General features: G+C 69.7%; 20 protein-coding genes. 11 read left to right on the top strand and 9 right to left on the bottom strand.

Annotation, left to right across the window (positions count from 1 at the left end; all coding sequences use genetic code 11):
* Window positions 1-36: 36 nt before the first annotated feature.
* Complete coding sequence (locus BM133_RS33130; RefSeq protein ID WP_093443588.1) at window positions 37-5,382, top strand: beta strand repeat-containing protein; 5,346 nt, start codon at window positions 37-39, stop codon at window positions 5,380-5,382.
* A gap of 72 nt (window positions 5,383-5,454) precedes the next feature.
* On the opposite strand, the gene BM133_RS33135 is transcribed toward BM133_RS33130, so the two are convergent.
* Window positions 5,455-6,321, bottom strand: coding sequence for a ChaN family lipoprotein (locus BM133_RS33135; RefSeq protein WP_093443590.1), 867 nt, complete (start codon window positions 6,319-6,321; stop codon window positions 5,455-5,457).
* An 87-nt stretch (window positions 6,322-6,408) separates the two neighbouring features.
* Between BM133_RS33135 and BM133_RS33140 the strand changes: the two genes are divergently transcribed.
* Window positions 6,409-7,482, top strand: a complete 1,074-nt coding sequence (locus BM133_RS33140) for an AbrB family transcriptional regulator (RefSeq protein ID WP_093443592.1) — start codon at window positions 6,409-6,411, stop codon at window positions 7,480-7,482.
* A gap of 45 nt (window positions 7,483-7,527) precedes the next feature.
* Here BM133_RS33140 and BM133_RS33145 read toward each other — a convergent pair whose 3' ends face one another.
* Window positions 7,528-7,806 carry a BTH_I0359 family protein gene (locus BM133_RS33145; protein WP_042577641.1) on the bottom strand — a complete coding sequence of 93 codons (279 nt, stop codon included), beginning with the start codon at window positions 7,804-7,806 and terminating at the stop codon, window positions 7,528-7,530.
* A 110-nt stretch (window positions 7,807-7,916) separates the two neighbouring features.
* Window positions 7,917-9,152 (bottom strand): DUF3108 domain-containing protein, encoded by a 1,236-nt coding sequence (locus BM133_RS33150; protein ID WP_256219434.1) that lies wholly within the window; start codon window positions 9,150-9,152, stop codon window positions 7,917-7,919.
* 108 nt (window positions 9,153-9,260) lie between these two features.
* Here BM133_RS33150 and BM133_RS33155 point away from each other — a divergent pair, with 108 nt between their 5' ends.
* Window positions 9,261-10,334: a fumarylacetoacetate hydrolase family protein gene (locus tag BM133_RS33155; RefSeq protein ID WP_093443640.1), complete on the top strand. Its 1,074-nt coding sequence runs from the start codon at window positions 9,261-9,263 to the stop codon at window positions 10,332-10,334.
* Between the two features lie 181 nt (window positions 10,335-10,515).
* The gene (locus tag BM133_RS33160) at window positions 10,516-11,277 is read left to right on the top strand and encodes a M48 family metalloprotease (protein WP_093443596.1); all 762 of its coding nucleotides are present in this window, start codon (window positions 10,516-10,518) and stop codon (window positions 11,275-11,277) included.
* A 20-nt stretch (window positions 11,278-11,297) separates the two neighbouring features.
* Here BM133_RS33160 and BM133_RS33165 read toward each other — a convergent pair whose 3' ends face one another.
* Complete coding sequence (locus tag BM133_RS33165) at window positions 11,298-12,080, bottom strand: helix-turn-helix transcriptional regulator (RefSeq protein WP_093443598.1); 783 nt, start codon at window positions 12,078-12,080, stop codon at window positions 11,298-11,300.
* Window positions 12,081-12,161: 81 nt separating this feature from the next.
* Between BM133_RS33165 and BM133_RS33170 the strand changes: the two genes are divergently transcribed.
* The 3 genes from BM133_RS33170 to BM133_RS33180 are packed head-to-tail and all read left to right on the top strand — an operon-like array spanning window position 12,162 to window position 15,139.
* The gene (locus BM133_RS33170) at window positions 12,162-13,931 is read left to right on the top strand and encodes an FAD-dependent monooxygenase (protein ID WP_093443600.1); all 1,770 of its coding nucleotides are present in this window, start codon (window positions 12,162-12,164) and stop codon (window positions 13,929-13,931) included.
* Entirely contained in the window at window positions 13,928-14,161 is a 234-nt protein-coding gene (locus BM133_RS33175; RefSeq protein WP_093443602.1) for a hypothetical protein, read from the top strand. The genes BM133_RS33170 and BM133_RS33175 overlap by 4 nt, the downstream gene beginning before the upstream one ends.
* 3 nt (window positions 14,162-14,164) lie before the next feature.
* Window positions 14,165-15,139 (top strand): Bug family tripartite tricarboxylate transporter substrate binding protein, encoded by a 975-nt coding sequence (locus BM133_RS33180; RefSeq protein ID WP_093443604.1) that lies wholly within the window; start codon window positions 14,165-14,167, stop codon window positions 15,137-15,139.
* A 138-nt stretch (window positions 15,140-15,277) separates the two neighbouring features.
* Here the strand turns inward: BM133_RS33180 and BM133_RS33185 are convergent, their stop codons facing one another.
* The 3 genes from BM133_RS33185 to BM133_RS33195 all read right to left on the bottom strand — a co-directional run bounded on the left by BM133_RS33185 (window position 15,278) and on the right by BM133_RS33195 (window position 17,603).
* The gene (locus tag BM133_RS33185; protein ID WP_093443606.1) at window positions 15,278-16,483 is read right to left on the bottom strand and encodes a toxin-antitoxin system YwqK family antitoxin; all 1,206 of its coding nucleotides are present in this window, start codon (window positions 16,481-16,483) and stop codon (window positions 15,278-15,280) included.
* Window positions 16,484-16,491: 8 nt separating this feature from the next.
* Entirely contained in the window at window positions 16,492-17,097 is a 606-nt protein-coding gene (locus BM133_RS33190; protein WP_093443642.1) for a MarC family protein, read from the bottom strand.
* Window positions 17,098-17,189: 92 nt separating this feature from the next.
* A complete protein-coding gene (locus tag BM133_RS33195; protein ID WP_093443608.1) occupies window positions 17,190-17,603 on the bottom strand; it encodes a VOC family protein in 414 nt (137 codons plus the stop codon).
* Between the two features lie 64 nt (window positions 17,604-17,667).
* On the opposite strand from BM133_RS33195, the gene BM133_RS33200 reads away from it, so the two are divergent.
* The 4 genes from BM133_RS33200 to BM133_RS33215 all read left to right on the top strand — a co-directional run bounded on the left by BM133_RS33200 (window position 17,668) and on the right by BM133_RS33215 (window position 22,645).
* Window positions 17,668-18,909, top strand: a complete 1,242-nt coding sequence (locus BM133_RS33200; protein ID WP_256219435.1) for a TraB/GumN family protein — start codon at window positions 17,668-17,670, stop codon at window positions 18,907-18,909.
* Between the two features lie 11 nt (window positions 18,910-18,920).
* The gene (locus BM133_RS33205; protein WP_093443610.1) at window positions 18,921-19,301 is read left to right on the top strand and encodes a DUF2946 family protein; all 381 of its coding nucleotides are present in this window, start codon (window positions 18,921-18,923) and stop codon (window positions 19,299-19,301) included.
* A 115-nt stretch (window positions 19,302-19,416) separates the two neighbouring features.
* Window positions 19,417-21,705, top strand: a complete 2,289-nt coding sequence (locus BM133_RS33210) for a TonB-dependent receptor (protein WP_093443646.1) — start codon at window positions 19,417-19,419, stop codon at window positions 21,703-21,705.
* 34 nt (window positions 21,706-21,739) lie between these two features.
* Window positions 21,740-22,645, top strand: coding sequence for a copper chaperone PCu(A)C domain-containing protein (locus BM133_RS33215; RefSeq protein WP_093443612.1), 906 nt, complete (start codon window positions 21,740-21,742; stop codon window positions 22,643-22,645).
* 9 nt (window positions 22,646-22,654) lie between these two features.
* On the opposite strand, the gene BM133_RS33220 is transcribed toward BM133_RS33215, so the two are convergent.
* Window positions 22,655-24,457 carry a phospholipase D family protein gene (locus BM133_RS33220; RefSeq protein WP_093443614.1) on the bottom strand — a complete coding sequence of 601 codons (1,803 nt, stop codon included), beginning with the start codon at window positions 24,455-24,457 and terminating at the stop codon, window positions 22,655-22,657.
* Window positions 24,458-24,560: 103 nt separating this feature from the next.
* Entirely contained in the window at window positions 24,561-26,459 is a 1,899-nt protein-coding gene (locus tag BM133_RS33225; protein ID WP_093443616.1) for an ATP-binding cassette domain-containing protein, read from the bottom strand.
* Between the last annotated feature and the right edge of the window lie 153 nt (window positions 26,460-26,612).

A 26,612-nucleotide genomic window follows, 5' to 3' on the forward strand; every position in this document is an offset into this window, starting at 1 on the left:
TTCCAGAGCGTTCTCCATCCCTTGAGGAATCACGTCATGAAAACACGCAAGACCCAGAGCCGCGCCGCGCGCGCGCCCCTCTTCAGCCGCAGCAGCATCGGCTCGGCCGTTGCGATGGCGCTGATCGCCAGCAGCGGGGCGCACGCCGCCGAGACCGTCGTCGGTCCGGCGCCGGGCTTCGGCGGCTCGGCCACCGGTGGCCTGACCGCCGCCGTGCCGCAGAACAATTCCGGCGCCGTGAATGCGCAGGTCACGAATGCCACGGTGGGCACCACCTCCACCGGCTCCGCGATGAACCCCGCGCCCGTGACCCAGGTCACCAACGGCAACCTGATCGGCGCGAGCGCGACGGGCAACATCGCCTCGAACAAGCTCGGCGAGACCGGTCCCGTGATCCCGCTGGGCAGCGATGCCGCGCTCGGCGTCTCGGTCAACACGGGCACCATCACCAGCAAGGTCCAGAACAGCGCGACGCGGGTGCAGTCGAACACCTTCCAGACCGGCAGCGTGATGAACGCGGACAACACCATCTCGGCGGACACCACCGTCAACAGCGGCACCACGCTGGTCACGGGCAAGGCCGCGCCGGGCCCCGTGTTCTCGGGTACCGCCACGCTGATCTACCCGGTCGGCGGGCCGGTGTTCGACGCCACGGGCAACGTGGTCGTGACCTCGATGCAGGTGGCCGCGGGCGCCAGCTCGTCGGCGACCGTGCAGGACAACACCTTCGCCCTGCAACTCACTTCGGGCAGCAACAGCGCGGTCACCAAGGCGGCATCGGCCTCGCTCGAGCGCAACGCGGCCTCGGCCACGTTCAGGGGCAACAGCGCCAACAACACGGCCGAGATCCAGTCGGGCGGCGCGCCCAGCTTTGCGGGCTCCGCGGTGGTGTCGAACCTGCAGGCGAACGGCAACGGCATCCTTGCGGCCGCGCACACGGCGCTCAACCAGAACTCGGTCATCGCGGCCACCATCCAGGGCGTCGGCGCGGGCGTGACCAACGCGCTGCAAGGCACGCTGACCGTCAAGGACAACAGCATCTCCAGCGCGGCCACGGGCAATGAAGCGACCGGTGCCGCGGCCGGCACGGCAGGCAACCGCATCCTCGTGGGCGACGTGTCGGTCGCCGGCACCGGCGCGGCGCCCGCCAACAACAGCACGCATGCAGGCGCGGGCGTGGTCACCAACGTGAGCAGCGACCTGGCCATCGTCAACAGCCAGGGCAACCTGGGCGCCGGCGGCGCCAGCGCGGTGAGCGCGCTGACCACGGGCGCGCAGGTGACTGCGGTCGTGCAGTCGCTCGCAGGCGGCACCGTCAACCTGCAGGACAACAGCGTCACCGCCGCGGTGACCGGCAACACCGCCTCCAGCGGCATCGCCACCGGCACCACGGCCGCATCGTTCGCCGGCACCGCCGCCGAATCCAACCAGCAGGCCAACAACCAGATCCTGCTGCAGGCGAAGGTGAACCCCTCGGTGATCGGCGTGCTGGCCGGTGACGGCGTGGGCGGCGGAGCGGCCGGCGTGATCGCCGTGTCGGGCAACCGCAGCGCCGCGACCGCGCAGGGCAACCAGATCAGCCAGAGCCAGGCGATCCAGGCGAGCGACGTGGCGACCGGCAGCGCGCCTGTCGTGCTGACCGGCGGCGCGAGCGCCGACGGCCGCGTGTCGGCGACCGGCGCCGTCACGATCACCAACCTGCAGGGCAACTACGACAGCACCGTGGCCGCCTACAACGGCGCGCCGCTGCTCACGCCCGGCTCGCAGATCCTGCTCATCGCCAACACCGGCGCGGTGCCGGTGTCCAAGAGCGCGCTGTCGCTCACCTCGAACCGGCAGGAGTCGGTGGCGGTGGGCAGCAGCGCGGGCAACTCGCTGTCCCTCACCGGCAATTCGGTGGGCACCGGCGCGGGCATCGCGAGCGTGCAGATGGGCGACGCCAATTCCTTCGTGGGCGCGGCCCTGTCGAATGCGCAGGCGCAGATCCTGGTGAACGGCAACGTCGTCACCGACAGCACCGTGGCGCTGGCCGACAACATCCAGCGCTCCGTCGCCTACGGCAACGCGGTGTCCAACGCGGTGAACGTGAAGGCCAACGACGTGGCCGCCGCGCCCGGCGCGGCCGTCGCCTCCAAGGTGACGATCGACCTGGCCAACCCGCGGCCGTTCAACAACGCACTGGCGACGCAGCCGGTCGTCACGGCCGCCTACGGCGTGCTCAACGACCAGTCGCTGCTGGCCAACGTGAGCGCCACCACCACGGGCGCCGACAGCTTCGGCGTGGCCGTGAGCGGCAACGTCTCGGGCGGCACCGTGGGCAACGACCGCAACGCCTACGTGGGCGCGGCCTACGGCAACGATGCCGCCAACGGCGTGAAGCTGGACGTGAACAACCTGAACAGCGGCGGCTTCGCCTCGGTGGCCAACGTGACCAACACGCAGGCCGTGGGCGGCGGGAACACGCGCATCGAGGCCATCGCGGCTGGCGGCACGGCGGTGCGCACCATCGTGGGCGGCACCCTGAACAACGCGAGCGTCACGTCCAACGACAACTCGGCCGAGACCCTGGCCTACGGCAGCCGCGCGACCGGCAACACGGTCGCCGTCAAGGGCACCAACATCAACACGGCCGGCGCTGCCGTGTCCGGCGCCGACCTGTCGGCGGCGGGCGTGCTGACCACCAACGCCTCGTTCAGCGTGCAGAACGCGCAGAGCGGCCAGGGCACGGTGCTGGCCGAACGCGGCGGGCCTGAAGTGCGCACGCAGATCGGCGGCCTCACGCTGCTCAATTCGTCGGTGCAGGCCAACGGCAACACGGGCAGCGCCTCGGCCACGAGCAACAGCGCGGTCAACGGCGTGGCCATCGACGCGGTGAACGTCGCGACCACGAGCGCGGTGCAGAACGCGCAGATCACCAGCGCCGACGTGACCTCGCGCGTCGGCCTGGGCGGCCAGGGCGGCGCGCAGGTGGCCGTAGCCGGGCTGATCGTCGTGGGCTCGAAGATCTCGGTCGACGGCAACGAGATCCAGAGCGCGGCCACCGGCAACGAAGCCGCCAGCAGCATCGACGTGAAGGGCACGGCCATCGCCTCGGGCAGCAACCTGCCGTTCGCACTGGCGACCACCGGCCCCACGGCGGCCAACGTGACGGCGGACCATGCGCTGTCGAACGCGCAGTTCGTGACCGGCCCGAACGTCATTTCAGCGCGGGCGGACAGCAGCTTGGGCATCGACACGCAGCCCATCGCCCTCATCGCCACGTCGCAGCTGAGCGTGTCGGACAACGAGCAGGCGGCCAAGGCCACCGGCAACACGGCCACCAACAGCCTGGCGCTGGCGGGCACCAGCACGACGGCCCGCGCGGCGCTGCAATCCACGCAGGCGAGCTTCGCCCAGGTGCGTGCGCAGTCGGACATGCAGGCGTTCGCGCCGGCGGCCGTCACCGGCGGATCGACCGCCATCTCGGGCAACAGCAACACCGCGCAGGCACGGATCAACGATGTGTCGAACACGGTGAGCGTCAAGGGCGACAACGCCGCCGGCTTGGCCGGACCGGCGGTGCTGGTGCAGGGCGCGCTGCCCGGCAACACGGCGGCGCTGGGCGACCAGCTGCTGGTGAACCGCCAGACGGCGGCGAACCTGGTCTCCAGCAGCGCCACCACGACGATCCTGAACGACGACCGCACGGTGCCCACCCTGGGACTGATCGGCAGCAGCTTCGATGCGTCGGGCAACAAGACCTCCTCGGAGGCGACCGCGAACCGGGCGTCGAACGCCAGCACGCTCACGAGCGGCGCGCAGCAGACGAGCCGCACGGGCGTGCTGAACACGCAGGACAGCAGCGCCGCGGTGACGGCCACGGCCACTGGCACGGTGCGCCTGGCGCTGAGCGGCCCGCTCGCGTTCACCGCCAGCCAGGTCGCGCTCGATGGCAACATCACGAGCGGCGCGGCCACCGGCAACTCCGCGGTCAACAGCCTGGAGGTGAAGGGCAACACGGTCAGCGCCAACGCGGCCGTCCCCATCGCGGCGGCTGCAACGGTCCTGCCCGCATCGGCGGGCGTATCGGCCGATCACGCGCTGCTGAACGTGCAGGTGGGCACCGGTGCGGTCTCCTCGACCGTGACCGGCACCATCGGCATCGACACCACGCCGAACGCGGTCATTGGCGCGACGATGCTGAGCGTGTCCGACAACCAGCAAAGCGCCAGGGCCGTGGGCAACACCGCGCTCAACAGCGTGAGTCTGGCGGGCACCAACGTGGCGGCACGCTCGGCCCTGCAGTCGGTACAGGTCGGCGGCGCGGCGGTGACGGCATCGTCGACCTCGACGCTGTTCGCGCCGGTCGGCTCGACGGGCTCGACGATCGACCTCTCGCGCAACAGCAACACGGCGCTGGGCGTGATCAACGACGTGACCAACACGTTGAGCGTGAACGCCACCAACACCGGCGCCGCGGGCGCGAGCGGCACTGCGACGCTGGCCGAGATCGGTGCGCCGGGCAACACGGGGGCACTGGGCGACTACGTGCTGTCGAGCCGCCAGGGCGCCTCGACGTCGGTGAGCAGCACCGCGACCACGACGCTGCGCAACGACGACAACACGCCCGGTGCGAGGGCCTTGCTGAACGGCTCGCTCGGCATCGCCGGCAACACGACCATCGCCGAGGCTTCGGCCAACCGCGCGGTCAACAGCGCGTCGGTGGCCGGCAGCGCCGTGCAGGGGGCCAGCACCGGCATCGTCAATTCGCAGAGCAGCAGCGCCGCCGCGACGGCGACGGCCAGCACGCTGGCAACCGTGACGCTGGGTGGTACCGCGACGCCGCTGAACGCCGGCAGCATCTCGCTGGACGGCAACACCACCGCTGCCCTCGCGCGCGGCAATTCGGCGACCAACACGCTGGACTCCGCCGCGGGCAGCGGCTACGGACCGGCCGCGGCCACGGGCACGGTCAGCCAGGTGGGAACGCCGTTCGCGCTCAACGTGGGCGCGAGCGCGGCGATCCTGAACAGCCAGACCAACACCGGCGCCGTGACGGCATCCAGCGTGGGCACCAGCTACCAGGTGGCACTCAACTCGACGACGGCGGTGGGCGTCTCGGGCGGTTCGGTCGGCGTGACCGGCAACACGTTGGCGGCGCAGGCCTCGGGCAACAGCGCGACCAACCGCATCACGCAGACCGCGCTGAACGGCGCGCCGCCGAGCGCGGCCATCGGCAGCTACCAGGTCAACACCGGCGCGGTGACGGCCACGGTGACGAGCGTGAACTTCGGGGTCGGCGTGACGGGCTCGGTGCCCAACAGCGCGCTGCGCGCCACGGGCAACCAGATCACGGCGTCCGCCACCGGCAATTCGTCGGTGTCGTCGATCGCGGCGCGCTGAACCTGCGCCTGGCCTGAAAGCAGAAAAAGCCGCGTGCCTTCGGGCCCGCGGCTTTTTTCATGGTGCGCCCGCTCAGGAGGCGGCCGGTGCCGCCTTGGCCGGGCGCCGGAGTTCGGCGCAGTAGTCCTTCTCGGGCAGCGGCGGGGTCTGCCAGACCTTGTCGAATTCGCCCGCCTCGACCTCGTTCGCCGACGCCGCCAGGAGGCGCACCGAGGTGACCTTCACGTCGTCCGGCAGGTGCTGCGGCACGCCGAGCGTGCGCACCGCGTGGCCTGAGCCGGCGATCAGCAGCACCGTCTTGCCCGGCTGCCGGGCCTTGACGATGGCCTGCGCCATCGCGCGGTCGCGGCCCACCTGGATGCGCGTCATCGGGATGATCTGCGACTCGGGCAGCAGCTTGCAGTGGCCTTCGCGCACGGCGTCCTGCTGCGCGGTGTAGGCCTCGCCGTTGAGCTGCACGTCGAGCGACACATCGGCCATCGCGTCCCTCATGCGCGCACGCGGCAGGTTGGCGCCGATCACCGGCACGCCGGCACGCACGGCGACCATCACGGCGGGGCCGTAGCTGGCCCAGGGCCAGGCCTTGTCGTTCCAGCCGAGCGCGGCTTGCACCTGGCCCTCGGTCGCGGTGTTGGCGACGTGGGCGGTGCTGCGGCCTTCCTCGGCCATCTCGAGCGCCAGCGCGGCCAGCGCACCCCGCGCGGCCAATGCCTCGACGGTCTCGCGCTCGATCGTGTGGTGCTCGGGGGCATCGTGCTGTTCGCCGAGCAGCAGCGCGTCCACCGGCAGCAGGGCCGAGACGCGGTTGGCGACGGGCGCATCGGGGCCGGGCGGAAAGAGGGAGGAAATGGAGGAGGAAGAGCAGGCCGCCAATGCGGCCGCGGCCAGGAGCGGAAGCAGGAACCGGGGTGCCCGCGCGGGCCAGCGTTGAAGAGGCATCGGGCCATACTATGCGCGCGGGGCCCTCGTGCCTTGCCATCCAAATCCGCTTTTCGCTGTCCCTTTTTCCTGTCTTTTTCCCCTTCCGTGCGCTCCCGTTTTCTTGTTCGCGTGCTGGCCACGCTGCTGCTTGCACTCGCCGCCGCGGGCGCCTGCCTGGCCCTCCACACGCCGCTGCCCTGGATGATCGGCCCGCTGCTGGCGGTGTCGCTCGCCTCGATCGCGGGTGCGCCCACCGCCAGTTCCACACCGCTGCGCAACGCGGGGCAGTGGACCATCGGCATCGCGCTCGGCCTCTACTTCACGCCGCATGTGGTGTCGCTGGTGGCCAGCGTCTGGTGGGCGATTGCGCTGGCGATCGCCTGGGCGCTGCTGCTGGGCTGGGGCTTCGGGCGCTGGCTGCACGGGCTGCACGCTGCGCGGATGCCGCATGTGCCGCCGCGCTCCATGAGAGCCACGACTTACTTTGCCGGCGCGATCGGCGGCGCCTCGGAGATGACGCTGCTGGCCGAATCGGCCGGCGCCCGCACGGATCTCGTGGCGGCCGCGCACAGCCTGCGGCTGGTGGTGGTGACGGTGACGATCCCGTTCGCGATGCAGTGGAGCGGGCTGCAGGGCCTGGAGATCAACCCGCCGGGCGTGCGCGAGGTGAACGCGGTCGGGCTGGCGCTGCTCGCGCTGGCCACGGGCGCCGGCGGCCTGGCGATGCGCGCGCTGGGCCGCACCAACCCGTGGTTCATCGGGCCGCTGCTGGTGGCGATGGGGTTCACGATCGCCGGGCAGTCGCTGTCGGCGGTGCCCACGTGGATGTCGAACGCGGCGCAGTTGGTGATCGCGGTGAGCCTGGGCGTGCGCTTCAGCCGCGAGTTCCTGCACACGGCGCCGCGCTGGCTGGGCTCGGTGGCGCTGGGCACTCTCGTCATGCTGGTGCTGTGCGGCGGGGTGGCGTGGCTCCTGGCGTGGGCGACCGGGCTGCATCCGGCCACGATGCTCCTGAGCACCTCGCCCGGCGGCATCGCCGAGATGGCGATCACGGCCAAGGTGCTGCAGCTCGGGGTGCCGGTGGTGACGGCGTTCCAGGTGTGCCGGCTGGTGGCGGTGTTGTTGCTGGTCGGGCCGATGTTCCGGTGGATCTACCGGCGCCAAGCCGGTGCCCCATGAAAAAAGCGCCCCGCGGGGCGCTTTTTGCTGGGGGTGACCGGGTGTTCAGTGCACCAGCACGGGGGTGTGGGCCAGTTCGGCGTAGCCCTCCAGGGTGTCCTCGACCTCTTCCTGCGTGGGGGTGTTGAGCTGCCAGGCGGCGATCTGCTGCTGGAACAGTTCGGCCCAGGAACCGTCGAGGTACACCTCCTTGCCCGAACGCTTGTCCACGATTTCGAAACCGTGGCGCTCCAGCACGGGCACATTGGGCTTGGCGGGCTCGTCGCCGTCATTCGGCTGCACGTGCACGACGACGAAGGACTCCGAGTCGTAAAGCATGTTCATTGCGGGCCCTGTGAGGATGTCGATGGCGTTCATAACGGGTTAGATAGCAATCAACGCGCCAGTTTCAAGAACAGTTGTCGCCGGACGGTCAATCGATGAGACTTTTTGCCTCAATTGGCGGGTGCTTCGGGTAGGGGTTTGCGCAATTGGGCGTCAGCAAAGTCGCCGTTTGCCTCGGTTTGCTTGATGCGAACGGGCAGGTAGCCGTACTGCGGCGCCAGCCAGAGCTCCACTTTCCGGTCGAAGTCCTTGCGGGGCGTGCGGGTGAGCTTACGTGCGGTGTATTCGCCGGCCGGAAGCTGCAGTTTTTCCTCGTCGCCTACGATGAAAACCCAAACCTCGGCATCGCGTGACCCCACGGTCTGGACCGAAATACGGGTGCCCGCCGGATAGCGGTCTGGACTGGCGGCCAGCAGGCCGCCCAGCTGCATCATGACGCTCATGCGGTCCTGCGCGCCGGGCTGCAGGGGCACGCTGGGTGCCTGGTTGCTGAAGACGATCTGCCCCTGGTCGCGCGCGAAATGCGAGGCCACCTCGGCCTTGCGGCTCTCGGAATAGCGCTCGGGCTCCAGGCCGGAGGGACCGATCTTGCCGGTGCTGTGCCAGTTCAGCAGGGTGAAGAACACCGCCTTGAGCGTGAGCCGCCCGTCGTAGCGGCTGCCGTCCTGCAGCCAGACCAGTTCGCCGAACACGCCGCTCTGGGGGGAGGCCCCGGTCTGGCCCGTGGCCTGGAAATCGAGGGTGACGGAGCCCGGAATCCGCAGCGCCTGGGTGCCGGCGATGGTGCCCGAGGCTTGGCTGCCGGCCGCCGTCGTGCCGCCAGGGGTGCCGCTTTCCGTGCCACCGGGGGCCGGTGCGGCCGCTGCCGCTGCCGGTGCGCTGGCGGGCGCTTCGGGTGGCGTTGCTCCTGAATCGGTAGCAGCCTGTGCCGTCAGGTCGGGCGTTTCCGGAGAGGGTTGCCCGGACGCATCCGGTTCGGGATAGAGCTTGGGTTTGGGCGGCGAGGGCGGCGTGGGGGCGCGCGGGCGCCGGGGCTTGGCCGGCGCCGCCGGCTTGGCCTCGATCGGCGCGGCGGCAGGAGCCGGCGCCGCAGGCTTGTCCGCCGCGGGCGGTGCGATCACGATCGTCCGGGTGATGAACTTGTTCGCCAGCGGCGAGGGCTCCGGCCCGACCGCCATCGGCGCTACCCCGAGCACCAGGAGGTGGACCAGCGCGACCGCCAGCGTCAGCCCGGCCAGCACCCGCCAGGACGGACGCCCGGGCAGGCCCGTGGACGGCGAAGGCAGCGAAGACCGTGAAGGGGGGGCGACGAGCGTCGACATCAGGTGTGGAGTGGGCGTTTGCACGGAGGTTCGGCAAGACCATCTCGGTACACTGCCGCCCGTTCAACCAGTTTAGTGGGAGCGGCGCCCGGCCTTCGTGTCCGCGCCGTGTCCTTCATCACGCACCGCATCATGAAACTCGCCACCCTGAAGGACGGCTCGCGCGACGGCCAGCTCGTCGTTGTCTCGCGCGACCTCACGCTCGCCCACTACGCCACCGGCATCGCGAGCCGGCTGCAGCAGGTGCTGGACGACTGGGGCTTCATGAGCCCGCAGCTGCAGGACCTGTACGACGCCGTCAACACCGGCCGCGCGCGCCATTCGTTCCCCTTCGACCCCGCGATGTGCATGGCGCCGCTGCCGCGCGCCTACCAGTGGGCCGACGGCTCGGCCTACATCAATCACGTCGAGCTGGTGCGCAAGGCCCGCAACGCCGAGGTGCCCGAGAGCTTCTACAGCGACCCGCTGATGTACCAGGGCGGCAGCGACGACTTCCTCGGCCCGGTGGACGACGTGATCGTGCCCAGCGAAGCCATGGGCATCGACTTCGAGGCCGAGATCGCCGTCGTCACCGGCGACGTGAAGATGGGCGCCACGCCCGACCAGGCGCTGGACGGCATCCGCCTGGTCATGCTGGCCAACGACGTGAGCCTGCGCAACCTGATCCCGGCCGAGCTGGCCAAGGGCTTCGGCTTCTTCCAGAGCAAGCCCGCCACCGCCTTCAGCCCCGTGGCCGTGACGCTGGACGAGATCGGCGAGGCCTGGCAGGACGGCCGCGTGCACCTCACGCTGCAAAGCAGCTGGAACGGCCGCAAGGTCGGCATGTGCGACGCCGGCCCGGAAATGACTTTTCACTTCGGCCAGCTCATCGCCCATATCGCCAAGACGCGCAACGTGCGCGCCGGCAGCATCGTGGGCAGCGGTACGGTGAGCAACAAGGGCGTGGAGAAGAAGGACGGCCAGCTCGACTGGCCCAAGGGCTATTCGTGCATCGCCGAGAAGCGCTGCATCGAGACGATCCAGGCGGGCGCGCCCGTCACCGAGTTCATGAAGTTCGGCGACACGATCCGCATCGAGATGAAGGGGCTGGACGGGCGCTCGCTGTTCGGTGCGATCGACCAGGAAATTGTCTCGACGAACGGGCGGCCGAAGGAGGCGCCGGCGTCGTTGGTGAAGCCGCAGGCCGAGGACGCAGCCGAAGACTGAGGGCAGGGCGGCAATACGTCGCGTGCCGCGCATGCCACTGCCCGGCCGGTGTCGGCCGGCCCGTTCTGCCATGGCTATGATCCAGCGGCTGCCCTGACGCGTCTTCATCGCGCGCCGGGCAGCGCGTCCGGCGGCTGCGCTCCGCGGCCGCCATTCATACCAAGAAAAAATGGGAGTTTCCATGCGTTATTTGCCTATTGCCGCCGCTGTCGCGGCCTTCGCCCTTGTCGGTTGCGAAACCATGAAGAACGCCGATACCGGCGCGCTCACCCAGGTGGGCGGTTCGGCCTTCAAGGCCATGTCGCTGAGCGACGCCGAGGTCAGCACGATGTCCGACCAGTCGTGCACCGCGATGGACCAGAAGAACCAGATCGCGCCCGCCGGCAGCCGCTACGCCACGCGCCTGAACCAGGTCATCAAGCAGATGCCCACCACCGTCAACGGCAAGATGGCCAACTACAAGGTCTACATGACCAAGGACGTGAATGCCTGGGCCATGGCCAACGGCTGCATCCGCGTCTACAGCGGCCTGATGGACCTGATGAACGACGACGAACTGCGTGGCGTGATCGGCCACGAGATCGGCCACGTGGCGCTGGGCCACTCGAAGTCGCGCATGCAGACCGCCTACGCCGCCTCGGCCGTGCGCGGACTGGCCGGCGCCGCCGGCGGGGTCGCGGCCCAACTGTCGCAGTCGCAGGCCGGCGATCGGGGCGAGAAGTTCGTCAATGCGCAGTTCTCGCAAGCGAACGAAAGCGCGGCCGACAACTACTCCTTCGACCTGTTGGCCGAGCGCAAGCTCGAGCGCAAGGGCCTGGTCAGCGCCTTCGACAAGCTGGCCAAGCTCAGCGGCGGCGCCACCGGCAGCTCGATCATGAGCTCGCATCCGCCGTCGGCCGATCGCTCGGCGCGCATGCAGAAGCGCCTGGACGCCGCCAAGTAAGCAGAGAGAGAAAGTGCGCGCTACGCGTCTGCCGTGGCGCGCAGCAGCAGCTCCTTCTGCGAACGAATGCCCAGCCGCCGGAAGGCCCGGTACTGGTGCGTGCGCACGGTGGTCAGCTCCACGCCGAGCGCACGCGCGGCTTCCTTGGCGGTCTTGCCCGCCATCAGGTGGCCGATGACTTCGCGCTCGCGCAGGCTCAGCGTCAGCAGACGCGAAGCGAGGGCGGGTGCCGCGGATTCCTGCACCGCCATGGCGCTGCGGCCATGTGCCGCGGTGGCGTCGGCCAAGAGCGTTGCATGCGCCTCGATGCGCGCGAAGTCGCCCGCATCGAATTCCGGCTGCGCGAGGCTGCGGTAGAAGCTCACCGCCACGCGCTGGCCGGTGGGCAGCAGCAACAGCACCGAGGCCCGTTCGCGGATGCCGACATCGCCGTAGCAGGCGGCGCGGTAGGCCGGGTCGGCCACCTCTTCGGCGCGCTGGTGCCCCAGCCAGAGCTGCGCGCGCTGCGGCAGCTTGCGGGCCGCGAGCCATGCCATGTTGGGGTCGAGCAGGTCGAAGCGCTGTTCCACATAGCGCTCGGTGGTGCGCTCGGCCGTGCTGCCGTAGCTGCTGGCGGCCGACACCGCCTCGATGCGGCCCGTGCTGCCCACCGCGAACACGGTGCAGAAGGTGACCGGCATCACGCGCTGCATCGCCTTCAGATAGCTCGTGGCCAGGTGCGGCGTGCCCACGCCGGAGAGCACATCGCCGACGACGGCCGCTGCCAGCGCGGCGTCGGTGGGGTGGATGCGCCAGCGTCTCATGCGTTCAGGTGAATCGAGGGTAATTACTTCATACGAAGTTATGACATTGGCAGCCGCCGTGCATCGGGACAATCCCGTTGCATGACGAACCCCACCGTTGTTGCCGCCGCTGCCGCCGATGCTGCGAGCGGTCCCGTGCCGCCGGCCGCGAGCGCGACCGAACTGCCGCCCTCGGTCGGCGCCTTCCACTACACGCGCTACAAGGCCTGGACGCCGCCGCTGGAGGCCGAGGGCATCGAGCCCGGCCGCCATCCGGTCGTGATCGCGGGCGGCGGGCCGGTCGGCATGGCGCTCGCGCTGGGTCTCGCCAACCACGGCGTGCGTTGCGTGATCCTCGAAGCCGACGACACCGTGTGCGTCGGCAGCCGCGCGGCCTGCATCTCGCGGCGCAGCCTGGAGATCATGGAGCGGCTCGGCGTGCGCCATTCGTTCATGGCCAAGGGCCTGCCATGGACCGGCGGGCGCAGCTACTACAAGACGGCCGAGGTGTTCCGTTTCGAGATGCCGCACGACGCGCAGCAGAAGCTGCCGCCGATGATCAACCTGGAGCAGTACTACGCCGAGCACTACCTGCTCGAGGAAATCTTCCGCCGCAACGAGGCGACGCCGGGGCTCATCGACATCCGCTGGGGCACCGAGCTCACCGGCATCGCGCAAACCGATGACGGCGTGACGCTGGACGTGCGCAACGCCCAGGGCAGCTACCGCCTGCAGGGCCAATGGCTGGCCGCCTGCGACGGCGGCCAGAGCTTCGTGCGCAAGGCCCTTGCGCTCGCGCTCGAAGGCACGGGCTACGAAGGCCGCTACGTGATCATCGACATCGAGCTGCACAGCGACCATCCGACCGAGCGCCGCGCATGGTTCGACCCGCCGTGGAACCCCGGCTCGACCGTGCTGATGCACCGCCAGCCCGACGACATCTGGCGCATCGACTACCAGCTGCGCGTGGGCCAGAGCACCGAAGAGGCGCTGCAGCCCGCGGCCGTCGCCGAGTTCGTGCAGCGCCATCTCGATGCGATCGGCGAAGGGCACCTGTCGTGGAAGACGGTGTGGACTTCGGTGTATCGCGCCGGCGCGATGACGCTGGAGAGCTATCGCCACGGCCGCGTCGTGTTCGCGGGCAACGCGGCGCATGCGATGCCGATCTTCGGCGTGCGCGGGCTCAACTCGGGGTTCGACGACGCAGACAACCTCGCATGGAAGCTGGCGCTGGTGGCACGCGGCGTGTCGGATGCGGCGCTGCTGGATTCGTACTCGCAGGAGCGCATTGCGGCCTTTCATGTGAATGCAGAGAACGCGATGCGCAGTACCGAGTTCATGTCGCCGCCTTCGCGCGGCTTCGACCTGCTGCGCGAGGCGGCGTTGTCGCTGTCCGAAGAACACCGGGGCATCGCGCAACTGATCAATCCACGGCAGACGCAGGCGGTGCGCTATGCGCAGTCGCCGTTGTCCAGCGATGGCGATGCGCTGTCCGCAGGCCCGCTGCCGGGCGAAGCGATGCCCGAGCAGCAACTCGAACAAGGCCACCTCACTGACCTGATCGCGCCGGTCTTCACGCTGCTGGTGCTGCGGCCGGATGCAGATGCAGCGCCGTTGCCCGAAGACGATGTGAAGCAGGCGCAGCAAGGCGCGTTGCCCTTCGCCGTCCGCACCATCGCAGCCCCGGGCATCGATGGCGCCGACGGGCACGCCGGTCCCGCCATCTTCGAAGCCCTCGGCGCCCGCGACGGCGCCGTCTACCTGCTGCGCCCCGACGGCCACGTGGCCGCGCGCTGGCACCGCATGCCACGCGGCGCCCTGCACAGCGCGCTCGTGCGCGCCGCCGTTTCACTGGAGCCCGTCGCCGTATGAGCACCGCACCTTCACTTGACCCCGACGCCCGCGACCGGCTCTACGCCGAGTGCGCGCGCGCCATCACCGAGGCGGGCGCCGAGCGCGAATCGCTGTTCCTCGCACGCCTGGCGCTGCTGCTGTTCGAGCAGGTCGGCGACGAGGCGCGCTGCCGCGCCGCGCTCGCCGGCGCGCTGCGTGCGCTGCCCGTACCATCGCTTTCCGCAACCCAATTACAACCAGGAGACTGATCCATGGATCGCCGCACCCTTCTCGCCACGCTCGCATCCGGCGCCGCCGTGGCCGCCTCGCCCTTCGCCCACGCGCAGGAGTACCCCGCGCAACTCGTCAAGTGGGTCGTGCCGTACCCGGCGGGCGGCGGCACCGACGTGATCGCGCGCGTGTTGGCCGAGGCCATGCGCCAGACGCTGGGCCAGCAGATCGTGGTGGACAACCGCCCCGGCGCCTCGACCAACATCGGCGCGGACATCGTGGCCAAGAGCAAGCCCGACGGCTACACGATCCTCTCGGCCGACAACGCCGTGCTGGCCTTCAACGAGCACCTGTTCAGCAAGCTGCCGTTCAACCCCGAGAAAGACTTCACCTACATCGGCGCCATCGGCAAGTTTCCGCTCGCGCTGGTGGTGCACCCGGACTTCCCGGCCAAGAACTTCAAGGAGTTCCTGGCCTACGTGAAGGCCAACCCCGGCAAGGTCAACTACGCCTCGCCCGGCAACGGCTCGCCGCACCACCTGGCGATGGAAATGTTCAAGGTGCGCACCGGCACCTTCATCACCCACATTCCGTACCGCGGCGCCGCGCCCGCGATGGCCGACGTGATGGGCGGGCAGGTGCCCTGCATGTTCCTGGACCTGGCTTCGGGCCTGGGGATCATGCAGAGCAACAAGGTGCGCGTACTGGCCATCGGCACAGGCGCGCGCTCCAAGCTGCTGCCCAACGTGCCGACGCTGGCCGAAGTGGGCGTGCCCAACACCGAGGTGTTCGCGTTCCAGGGCATCCTCGGCCCGGCCGGCCTCTCGCCCGCGGTGGTGAGCAAGCTCAACGGCGACCTGAACAAGGCCTTCGGCACGCCGGCCGTGCAGAAGCGCTTCGACGATTTCGGCATGGAAGCGATGCCCGGCACGCCGGCGCAGTTCGCGGCGCTGTCGCGCGCGGAATCGAAGCGCTGGGGACCGATCATCAAGCAGGCCGGCATCAAGCTGGACTGACCCCGGCAGCAGCCCTCCGGGCTGCACCCGATGGTTCGGGAAACACCGCGGAACCGGCTTCGCCGGGCCGCAGGTGTTGCCCCCGGCAGGGGGTTGGCGAAGCGACACGAAGTGCGCGCAGCCTGGGGGCGAGCCAACTTATTGAGTGAAGGCTTTTCGCGAGCCGTCTTCGAAGACTTCGTCGTCGCGCTGCAGATCGCCGTTCTCGTCCCATGCGCGCTCGCGCGTCACGCGGCCCTTGGCATCGAAGTTCGATTCGGCCAGCAGCGTTCCCTTTTCGCTGAAGCGCTGGTGCGTGCCGATGGGCACCTGGCGGTTGCGGCCCGGCGCGAGGTAGCGGCCCTGCGCGGCGCGCTGGCCGCTGTCGTAGAACTCGGTGACCTCGACCGTGCGCGCGGTGCCGGTGCCGCTGTACACCGCCTTGCTGCGCGGCTGGCCGTTCAGATAGAAGCTGTCGTCGCGCAGCGGCTCGCCCGCAGGCGTCCAGCGCTGGTCGCGCACCACGCCTCCTTTTTCGGAAAACTCCTGCTCGCGCTGCCGGATGGCGGTGCGCTCGACCAGCAGCCACACGGTCTCGCGCCGCTTGACGCCCTCGGACGAAAAGCTGCGCTCGGTGCGCTGGTTGCCGATGGTCTCGTCCAGCGTCGAGGGCTTGCCGTTGTCGTAGAACTCCTGGCTGCGGATGCGCTTGCCCGCAAGGTACGACACCCGCGAGCGCAGCGTGCCGCGCGCGTCGAACAGGTCGAGCTGCGATGCGCCGCTGTTCGTGAAGCCGCACAGCTTCGCGTCGTCGGCCACCGGCGCCAGCACCGGCGCCTCGCCGCAGCGCAGCATCGACATCTGGCCGCGCTCGGTGAATTCGACAAAGGCGCGCTCGGGGCCGGCGCCGGTGTCGGGGTAGAAAGTGGCGCGCCGCAGCTGGCCGCCGGGGTAGAAGCTGCGCACCAGGCCGCGCTCCTGGCCATCGTCGTAGACGGCTTCGCGCAGCACCTGGCCGGCGGGCGAGAACTCGCGGGCGCGGCCCTGCATGTTGCCCTTGGCGTTGATGGTGTGCTCGCGCGCGAGCTTGCCCTTCTCGTAGAAGCGCACCAGGCCCATGAAGACGCCGTTCTGCACCTGCTGCTCGCGCTGGAGCTCGCCGGTCGCGCCGTCCTTGCAGTGCATGAGGCCGGTCTTGCCGGCCGTGGTGCTGCCGTTGGAGGGGCTCACGCTCTGGCCGTTGAGTTCGCAGACCTGCACCGCCTGGGCGGCGCTCGCGCCGAAGAAGAGCGGCAGCGGGACGAGGGTGGTCAGCGTGAGCCGGAAGATCCGGGCCGCCAGGTGGGGCTCTGCGAAGAAAGGCATGTGGACGGCTACCTCCCCATTTCCGATGCGAGCAGCTTGACGCCGCGGATCATCATCTCGACCGACACGGCCACCAGGATGAGGCCCATCAGCCGCTCGAAGGCCAGCACCAGGCGCTCGCCGACCAGCCGCTGGATGCGCTCGGCCAGCACCAGCACGATGGCGCACACGGCCATGGTGACGCTGAGCGCGGCCACCCACTCCAGGCGCCGCTCGGGCGCCTGCGACACCAGCAGCATCACCGTGGCCAGCGCCGAGGGGCCGGCCAGCGCGGGCACGGCCAGGGGCACGATCAGCGGCTCTTCGGTCGGTGCCGCGACGGGCACGGCGCCATGCTCCGGCGGAAAGATCATGCGCAGCGCGATCAGGAACATCACCACCCCGCCCGCGATCTGCAGCGAGAGGCCCGACAGCCCCATCACCCGGAGGAACCCGTCGCCCACGAACATGAAGCCCAGCAGCAGCGCGAAGGCGATCAGCACCTCGCGCACGATCACCCGGGTGCGCCGCTCGGGCGCCACGCCCTTCAGGGCATTGGCAAAGATCGGGATGTTGCCCAGCGGATCGGTGATCAGCAGCAGCAACACCGTGGCCGATGCGAAGGTGTAGCTCATGAGGGCCCCCACGCTCGGCACTTCGTGTCCTCGCTGCCCCCCGAAGGGGGCGCGAGCCTGCTTGGGGCGGCCCTGCGCTGGCTCACTTGGCTTTACTTGTCGTAGAGGGTGGCCAGGGAACGCAAGCCCTTGATCTCGATCGGATTGCCGAAGGGGTCGCAGAAGAACATCGTCCACTGCTCGCCCGGCTGGCCTTCGAAGCGCACCTGGGGTTCGAGCACGAAATCGGTGTTCGCGGCTTCCAGCCGCCTGGCCAGCGCCTGCCAGTCGGGCAGGGCCAGCGCGAGGCCGAAGTGCGGCATCGGGACCATCACGTCGCCGACGCGGCCGGTGCGCGCGGTGGCGAAGGGCTCGCCCAGGTGCAGTGAGATCTGGTGGCCGAAGAAATCGAAATCGACCCAGGTGTCGGTGCTGCGGCCCTCGGCGCAGCCCAGGACGTCGCCGTAGAAGCGGCGCGCACCGTCAAGGTCACGCACGTGAAAGGCAAGGTGGAAGATGCTCTGCATGGTTTCGGATTATGGGCAGCGGTGCTGTGAGAATGCCGGACTTTCTTTCATCCTGGAGCAGGCCTTGCGGATACGCCGGATCCTCGCCGCGCTGAAGCGCACCACCGATTCATCGACCCCTGGGCGCCTTGCGCGCCGGGTTCTGGCCGGCGCCCTCTGCGTCTTCGCGGTCGCGGCGCACGCGGCCGATTGCCCGCCCTCGGCCATCGCCAGCCTCGCCAAGCTGGGCTCGGGCGTGCGCAACGGCGTCGACCGCGGAATGCTCTGGCGCATCGAGCGCGACGGGCGCACCTCCTGGCTCTACGGAACCATCCACATCGGCCGCGCCGAATGGGTGCGGCCCGGCCCCACCGTGCAGAAGGCACTGGCGCAGAGCGACGCGCTCGCGCTGGAAATCGATGCGCGCGACGAAGCCACCGCCCGCGTGATGGGCCAGCCGGCCGATCCGGCGCTGCTCTCGCGCATGCTCAGCGGCGAGCGCGCACGCCGGCTCGACCGCCAGAACGCCGAGGCCTGCGTGCCGCCGGGCGCCACGGCGAAGCTGCAGCCCATCCTGCAGGTGTCGGCGCTGGCCGGCCTGGTGGCGCGCGCCGACGGGCTGTATCCCGAATTCGGCGTCGACGAGACGATGGCGGTGTCGGCCCGCAACGGCAACAAACCGATCTTCGCGCTGGAGAACGCGGCCGACCAGGTGAAGGCGCTGACCGGCGATTCCGAGGCGGAAGAAACCGAGCAGGTCGATGCGGCGCTGGACGAACTGGAGTCGGGCAAGCTGCGCGGGCAGATGAAGGAGCTGGCCGACGTCTGGGCGCGCAGCGACGCCGACAAGCTCGCCCGCTATGCCGACTGGTGCGACTGCCTTCGCACCCCCGCCGAGCAGCGGCTCATGAAGCGCCTGCTGGACGACCGCAACCCGGGGCTGGCCGACGGCATCGAGCGCATGCATGCCGGCGGCAAGGGCGTGTTCGCCGCGGTCGGGGCGCTGCACATGATCGGCGCGCAGGGCCTGCCGGCGCTGATGGCCAAGCGCGGCTTCACCGTGACGCCGGTGCTCACGAGCGCGCAGGCGCAGACGGCGGTGCCGATGCCGGCGCTCTCGGCGCCCGAGCCGGCGCCCCGGGCGGTGCGCGGGGGCAAGGCGGTCAAGGGCCAGAAGGGGCAGAAAGTCCAGAAAGCTCAAAAAGGCGCGCCGGCCGCCAAGGGGGCGAACGGCGCGAAATCCTCGAAGGCCGCACCGGCGCCCAAGGGTGCGAAAGCCCCGGCCAAGGCGGCCGCAGCGGCTCCCAAGGGCAAAGTGCGCAGATAATCGCGACCGCCATGCACCTGCAGCGCCCCCACACCCCCTTCCTCGGCCGTATCGGCCAGGTCGGCCGTTGGGTGCTCATGTGGTTCATGCTGTCCCTGGGCGTGGCGGTGGCCTCGCCCATCGTGCATCCGCAGGCCATGGAGCTGGTGTGCTCCAGCGCCGGCTCCATCAAGGTGGTGGTGCACACCGAGGACGGCGCGCAGGAAATGGGCGCCTCGCACATGGACTGCCCGCTGTGCGTGCTGACCGGCGCACCGCCGCCGGCCATGGCCGTGGCCGCTTTCGACCTTCCCCTCCCGCTGGGCCGCGTGGTCCAGCCGATTCCCGCCGCGCGCCTTGCCGCGGCCACCGCGGCGCCGCTCCCGGCGCGCGGGCCTCCGAACCTCTCCTGAAGCTTTCAAAACCCTAGCCGCGTGCGCCCGATCGAGGGTGCCCGCGGCCCGTCCGGCTTGAAGTTCGTGGAGCAGGTTCCCAGTGAAAAAGCATTCCCGCGCCTTGGCGATCGCCATGGCATTTCCCCTCAGCGCGCCCGTGTGGGCGCAACAGCAACCGGCCGCCGATGCGCCTGAAGCCGGCACCGGCCGGGCGCTCGGCGCCATCACCGTGACCGGCGGCCGGCCGACCTCGCTGCCGGCGCAGATCCCCACCACCATCGAGGGCGTGACGCACGAGCAGATCGCAGCGACGGTCAACGCGACCGATGCCGAGGACGCGCTCAAGTACCTGCCCAGCCTGGTCGTGCGCAAGCGCTACATCGGCGACTTCAACCACGCGGTGCTCGCCACCCGCGCCTCGGGCACGGGCAACAGCGCGCGCTCGATGGTCTATGCGGACGGCATCATGCTGTCGAACCCGCTGGGCAACGGCGCCACCTACGCGCCGCGCTGGGGCATGGTGTCGCCCGAAGAAATCGAGCGGGTCGACGTGCTCTACGGGCCATTCTCGGCCGCGTACCCGGGCAACTCGGTCGGCGCCGTCGTCGACTACGTGACGCGCATGCCCACGCAGCTGGAGGCGCACGTCAAGCTGAGCGGCTTCGCATCGAACTTCGACCTGTACAACAGCCATTCGTCGCCCGCGGGCCAGCAGCTGGACCTGTCGCTGGGCAGCCGCAGCGGCGACTGGTCGTGGTGGCTGAGCGCGTCGCGCACGCACAGCAAGGGGCAGGCGCTGGTGTTCGGCAACCGGCTCTTGAGCGCTGGCACGGTGGGCAACGCCGGCACGCCGGTCACCGGCGCGGTGCTGGGGCTGAACCCGTCGAACCAGCCCTGGTGGCTGGTGGGCGGCTCCACGATCTACGACACCACGCAGGAGCAGGCCAAGCTGAAGGTGGCCTACGACTTCTCGCCCACCATCCGCGCCACCTACACGCTGGGCGCCTGGAACAACACCACGCACGGCGGCGTCGACACGTACCTGCGCAATGCGTTCGGGCAGCCCGTGTATTCGGGGCGGGTGAACATCGGCGGGCGCGTCTACAACCTGGATGCGCCCAGCGCCGCGCTGGCGCCGACCGAGACCGCGCTCACCCACTACATGCACGGCCTCTCGGTGAAGAGCCACACCGGCGGCGTGTTCGACTGGGAGGTGGCGGCGAGCCTGTTCGACTACTCGAGCGACACCTCGCGCACGCCGACCACGCCGCTGCCGGGCGCCTTCGACGGCGGCCCGGGGCGCACCACCGACATGGGCGGCTCGGGCTGGAACACCTTCAAGGCCGCGGGCACCTGGCGCCCCACCGGCTCGGCCGAGGGCGTGGGCGCGCATGTGGTCGACTTCGGCTTCCAGCAGGACACGGCGCGCCTGCGCACCAGCGTCGGCAACACGCTCGACTGGATCAACGGGCCGGCGGTGACGCCGTTCTCCGCCTTCAACGGCAACACCCGGCTGCAGTCGCTCTACGTGCAGGACACCTGGCGCTTCGCCAAGGACTGGAAGACCACGCTGGGCCTGCGCCACGAGCGCTGGGAGGCCTACGGCGGGCAGCTGGGCAATGCGACGAAGCTGCTCGACTTCGCGCCGCGCAAGAACAGCTACGACTCGCCCAAGGCCGCCATCGCCTGGCAGGCCACGCCCGACTGGCTCTTCAAGGCCTCGACCGGCCGCGCGGTGCGCATGCCCACGGTGAGCGAGCTCTACCAGGGCTCGATCGACGGCAACCGCATCGTCAACACGAATCCGAACCTGCGCCCCGAGCGCTCGTGGACCACCGAACTCACGGCCGAGCGCGACCTCACGGGCTGGGGCCTGGACGGCATGCTGCGCACCACGCTGTTCTTCGAGAACACGAAGGACGCGCTCTACAGCCAGGCGCTCAACAACCTCGTGAGCACGGTGCAGAACGTCGACGCCATCCGCACCCGCGGCCTGGAGGTGGCGCTGAACGCGACCGACGTGGGCGTGAAGGGGCTCGACCTGAGCGGCAGCCTGACGCTCACGAACTCGAAGATCACCGCCAACAGCGGCTTCCCGGCGAGCGTCGGCCGGGAGCAATCGCGCGTGCCCAAGGTGCGCGCCGCGCTGCTCGCCACCTACCGGCCGGATGCCAACTGGAGCTACACCGTGGGCATGCGCTACAGCGGCAAGCAATACGGCTCGCTGGACAACAGCGACCCCAACGGCTTCGCGTACATGGGCTTCTCGAAGTTCTTCGTGGTCGACGCGCGCATACGCTACCGGATCGACCGGCAGTGGAGCATGGCCGTCGGCATCGACAACCTGAACAACAACAGGTACTGGGCCTTCCACCCGTACCCGCAACGCACCTACGTGGCCGAACTCAAGTTCGACCTTTGACGCTTTCATTCATCTTCCGCAAGGACACGCCGACATGAACACCCCCACCTTCACCCTCAAGACCCTGGCCGCCTGCGCCATGCTGGCGGGCGCTGCCGCCGCACTCGCGCACGTCACCCTGCCGCCGGGCGGCGCCACCGTCGGCAGCGACTACAACGCCGCCTTCCGCGTCGGCCACGCCTGCGAAGGCGCACAGGCCACCACCGGCCTGGCGGTGCGCCTGCCCAAGGGCTTCGTGCTGAGCGATGCCCAGGCGCGCAAGGGCTGGAAGCTGGACGTGCAGAAGAACGCCGGCGACGGCGAGGTGCGCTGGACCGCCGAGACCCCGCAGGACGCGCTGCCCGGCAAGGAGCGCAGCGAGTTCGTGCTGCGCGGCAAGGTGCCGGGCACGCCGGGCACGCTGTGGTTCAAGGTGCTGCAGACCTGCGACGTGGGCGCCGCCGATTGGGCCGAAGTGCCTGCCTCGGGCAATTCGACCGCGGGGCTCAAGGCGCCGGCCGCCAGGCTCAACGTGGTGGCGCAGGGCGTGTCCACGGTCGACGTGCGCGACGGCTGGGTGCGGCAATCGGTGCCGGGCCAGAGCGGCACGGGCGCCTTCATGAAGCTCACTGCGCCCACGGGCGCGAAGCTGGTCGGCATCTCCACGCCCGCGGCCGGCGTGGCCGAGGTGCACGAGATGAAGATGGAAGGCGACACCATGAAGATGCGCGAACTGGCCGGCGGCCTCGACCTGCCCGCGGGCCAGACCGTCGAGCTCAAGCCCGGCGGCTACCACGTGATGATGATGGACCTGAAGGGCGCGCTGGCCAAGGGCGCGACCGTGCCGTTCACCCTGAAGTTCGAAGACGCCAAGGGCGTGAAGACCGCGCTGGACGTGACGCTGCCCGTGGGCGCCCCCGAAGGCGCCGATGCCGGCGGGGCCCACCAGCACAAGCACTGACCGGGTCGGTTACAGCAGCTGGTCGGGGGCCAGCGGGCCGAAGAGCCTGAGCATCAGGCGCAGCGTGGCGCTGGCGTCGGGCTCGGTGGTCGTGTCCGCGAGGCCGCTGCCTTCGGGGGCGTGCCACACCAGCGCGCCGTCGACCTGTTCGACGTGCCAGGAGCGCTCGCGCATACCGCGCTCGATCTGCTCGCCGGCCACGCGGGAGAGTTCGTCGCTGCGGATCAAGAGGGCGATCTCGGTGTTCTGCAGTTGCGAGCGCAGGTCCAGGTTCATCGAGCCGACGACCAGGAGGCGCCCGTCCATCACCAGCACCTTGGAGTGCAGCATTGCGCGCGATTCGCCGGTGGCACTGCCGCTGCCCGTGCCGCCACCGCCCGAGGAGCCGGAGCCGAAGACCGTGCCGAAGGTGGTCTGCTCGCTGCGCAGCTCGTAGAGCTCGACGCCCATCCTGAGCAGTTCTTCGCGGTGGCGCGCATAGCCCACGTGCGCGACCGGCGCGTCGTTGGAGGCCAGTGAATTGGTCAGCACGCGGATGCGCACGCCGCGGGCATGCGCTGCAGCAAAGGCCTGCTTCATGTCCTGGCCGGGCACGAAGTAGGGCGAGATGATGAGCAGGTCGGAGCGCGCCTGGCCGATGAGTTGCAGCAGGCCTTCGACCACGGTGTCGCCGCTGGCGGCCACGTCCGATGCGGCTTCGAGCGAGGCGGTGCGGCCCGAGGTCGGCGCGGGCGGCGGCGCGTTCGGGGCGCGGGGCGCGCGGGAAGCGCGCCCCGCGTCGGCGGACTGGCTCACCACGAGGCCCGGGTCGCGCGTCGCGCCGGGGCCGGCGTCGGCCGGGATCTTGCCGGGCTGGTCGGCCAGCATCACGGCCGGCGCCCAGACGAAGGTGGCGGTGCGCAGGTCCAGCGGTTTCTCGTCCCAGGCGCGAGTGCGCTGTTCGGCGGTGGGCGCCGCGCCGGGCTTGGGTTTGCTTTCGGGCGCGCCGGGATCGCTCTTCTTCGCCGCGGCGGCTTCGTCGGTCAGTTCCTTGTCGGCCTTGCGCGCGCGCTCGCGGATCTCCTGGAACTCCTCGCGCGAGACCAGCGACTGCACCGGGTAGGCACGCTCGTTGTTCCAATAGCTGTCGAAGCTGCGCGAAAGGTCCTGCACGATGGGGCCGGCCGCAAGCACGTCGAGGTCGACGAAGTTGCCGGTGGTCGCATTGCCGAAATAGGCGTCGCCCAGGTTGCGCCCGCCGGTGACGCCGAGCACGTTGTCGGCCAGGAACAGCTTGTTGTGCATCCGCTGCTGGATGCGGGAGGCATCGCCGATCGAGTTGAAGAGGCGGCTGAAGGTGGAATCGCGCGCACCCGCGAGCGGGTTGAACAGGCGCATCTCGATGTTGGGAATGAAGGCCAGGCCCAGCACCAGGGCGTCGCGGCCGGTGCTGTGGAAGTCGTCCAGCAGGATGCGCACGCGCACGCCGCGCTCGGCCGCTGCCCGCAGGCCCCGCACGAGGCGGCCCGTGCTCGCATCGGCGTGGATGGCGTAGTACTGCAGGTCCAGCGTCTTCTGCGCGCCTTCGATCAGCGCGAGCCGGCTGCCATACGCGGCAGGCGGGCCGCCCAGCAGCAGGAAGCCCGACTCGAAGCGGGCCTTGTCGGCCTGGCGGCGCTGGCGCACCAGCGCGCCGAGCGCGGTGTCGTTCGGCGAGGCGAGCGCCGTGGTGACGGGGCGCTCGACGTCTTTCGGCAGTTGGGCGCAGGCGCCCAGCAGCAATGCCGCGATGAGCACGGCATATCGGCCGAAGAGCGTGAAGGGTGAAGGCATGCGGCGATTCCCGGGGATTGGGGTAGCCGCATATATAGCCTAGTCGGCGCCCGCCCCGCGTCGGACGGGCGGACGCGAGGCGGGGCGTTGGCGCTCGACTTGATTAACGCGTGACGCCCAGTTCTTCCTGGCGTTCGAGCGCGGCGAGCAGCTCGTCGTCGATCCGGGCGTGGCGTTCGCTCAGCTCGACGGCGCGCGAGGCGTCCGAGGCGTAGATGGCGCCGCCGTCGAGCGCGAGCATCTCGGTGATGCGCTTCTGCTCGGCTTCGAGGGCTTCGATCTGCGCGGGCAGGGCTTCGAGTTCACGCTGCTCTTTATATGAGAGCTTCTTGCGGGAGGCGGTTGCCTTGGTGGCGGCCTCGGCCGCCGGGGCGGGCGCGGGTGCGACAGGCGGCGGCGGTGCTGCCGCGAGGCGCTGCTCGGCGATCTCGCGTGCGCGCTTGGACTGGACGAGCCAGTCCTGCACGCTGCCTTCGTACTCGCGCCAGCGGCCGTCGCCTTCGAAGGCGATGGTGCTGGTCACCACGTTGTCCAGGAAGGTGCGGTCATGGCTCACGAGGAACACGGTGCCGTCGTAGTCCTGCAGCAGGTTCTCCAGCAACTCCAGGGTGTCGATGTCCAGATCGTTGGTCGGCTCGTCGAGCACCAGCACGTTGGCGGGCCGGGCGAACAGGCGCGCAAGCAGCAGGCGGTTGCGTTCGCCGCCGCTGAGCGATCGCACGGGGGAGTTGGCGCGCGCGGGGGAGAAGAGGAAGTCGGAGAGATAGCTCTTGACGTGCTTCTTCTGCGAGCCGATCTCGATCCACTCGCTGCCGGGGCTGATGAAGTCTTCCAGCGTGGCGTCCAGGTCGAGCTTGTCGCGCATCTGGTCGAAGTACGCGACCTGCAGGTTGGTGCCGCGGCGGATCTTGCCGCTGTCGGGTTCGAGCTCGCCGAGGATGAGTTTCAGCAGCGTGGTCTTGCCCGCGCCGTTGGGGCCGAGGAGGCCGATCTTGTCGCCCCGCAGGATGGTGCCGCTGAAGTTGCGGATGACGGTCTTCTCGCCGAAGGACTTGGTGGCCTCGGTGAGCTCGGCCACGATCTTGCCGCTCGACTGGCCGGAAGCCACGTCCATGTTGACGCTGCCCTGCACCTCGCGGCGGGAGACGCGGCTGGCGCGCATTTCCTGCAGGCGGGTGATGCGGCTCTGGCTGCGGGTGCGGCGGGCTTCGACGCCCTTGCGGATCCAGATCTCTTCTTGCGCGAGGAGCTTGTCGGCCTTGGCGCTGATGACGGCCTCCTGGGCGAGCTGCTCTTCCTTCTGCAGGAGGTACTGCTCGAAGTTCCCGGGGTAGGAGCCCAGCTTGCCGCGGTCGAGTTCGACGATGCGGGTGGCGACGCGGTTCAGGAAGCTGCGGTCATGGGTGATGGTGACGACGCTGCCCTTGAAGTCGATCAGCAACTGTTCGAGCCATTCGATGGAGTCCAGGTCCAGGTGATTGGTGGGCTCGTCCAATAGAAGGACGTCCGGGGCGGCCACCAAGGCCTGGGCGAGCGCCACGCGCTTGCGCGTACCGCCGGAGAGGGAGCCGACGCGGGCGTCGCGGTCCAGGTGGAGGCGGTGCAGCGTCTCTTCGACGCGCTGCTCCCAGTTCCAGGCGTCGTAGGCTTCGATCTGCGACTGGAGGGCGTCCAGGTCCAGGCCTTCTGCGCCTGACAGATAGAGATCGCGCACCGCGATCACGCTTCCCAGGCCTTGGCTGGCTGCGGTGAATACATCTGCATCCATATCGAGCACCGGCTCTTGCGCAACGTAGGCGACGCGCAGGTTCTGCTGCAGTTGCAGGGTGCCGTCGTCGGCCTTTTCCAGGCCTCCCAGTATCTTGAGCATCGACGACTTGCCCGCGCCATTGCGGCCGATCAGGCCGATGCGTTCCGATTCAAGAAGAGAGAAGTCCGCATGATCTAGCAGCGGGACGTGACCGAACGCGAGTTGGGCGTCGAGGAGTGTGATGAGTGCCATGTGGCACGGATTATCGGAGGAGCCTCCTCTTCGTCTTGGGGCGGCGCGAAGCGCTGCCCCAAGACGAAGAGGCTCCGATGGCGATTTTGTTCAGCGAAGTCTTGCGAGGCCATGGATTTGGCATATACTCGTGGGCTCGGCTGATGACGCTCT

The sequence above is a fragment of the Variovorax sp. 770b2 genome (assembly GCF_900115685.1).
In the GTDB taxonomy this organism is placed as follows: Bacteria; Pseudomonadota; Gammaproteobacteria; order Burkholderiales; family Burkholderiaceae_C; genus Variovorax.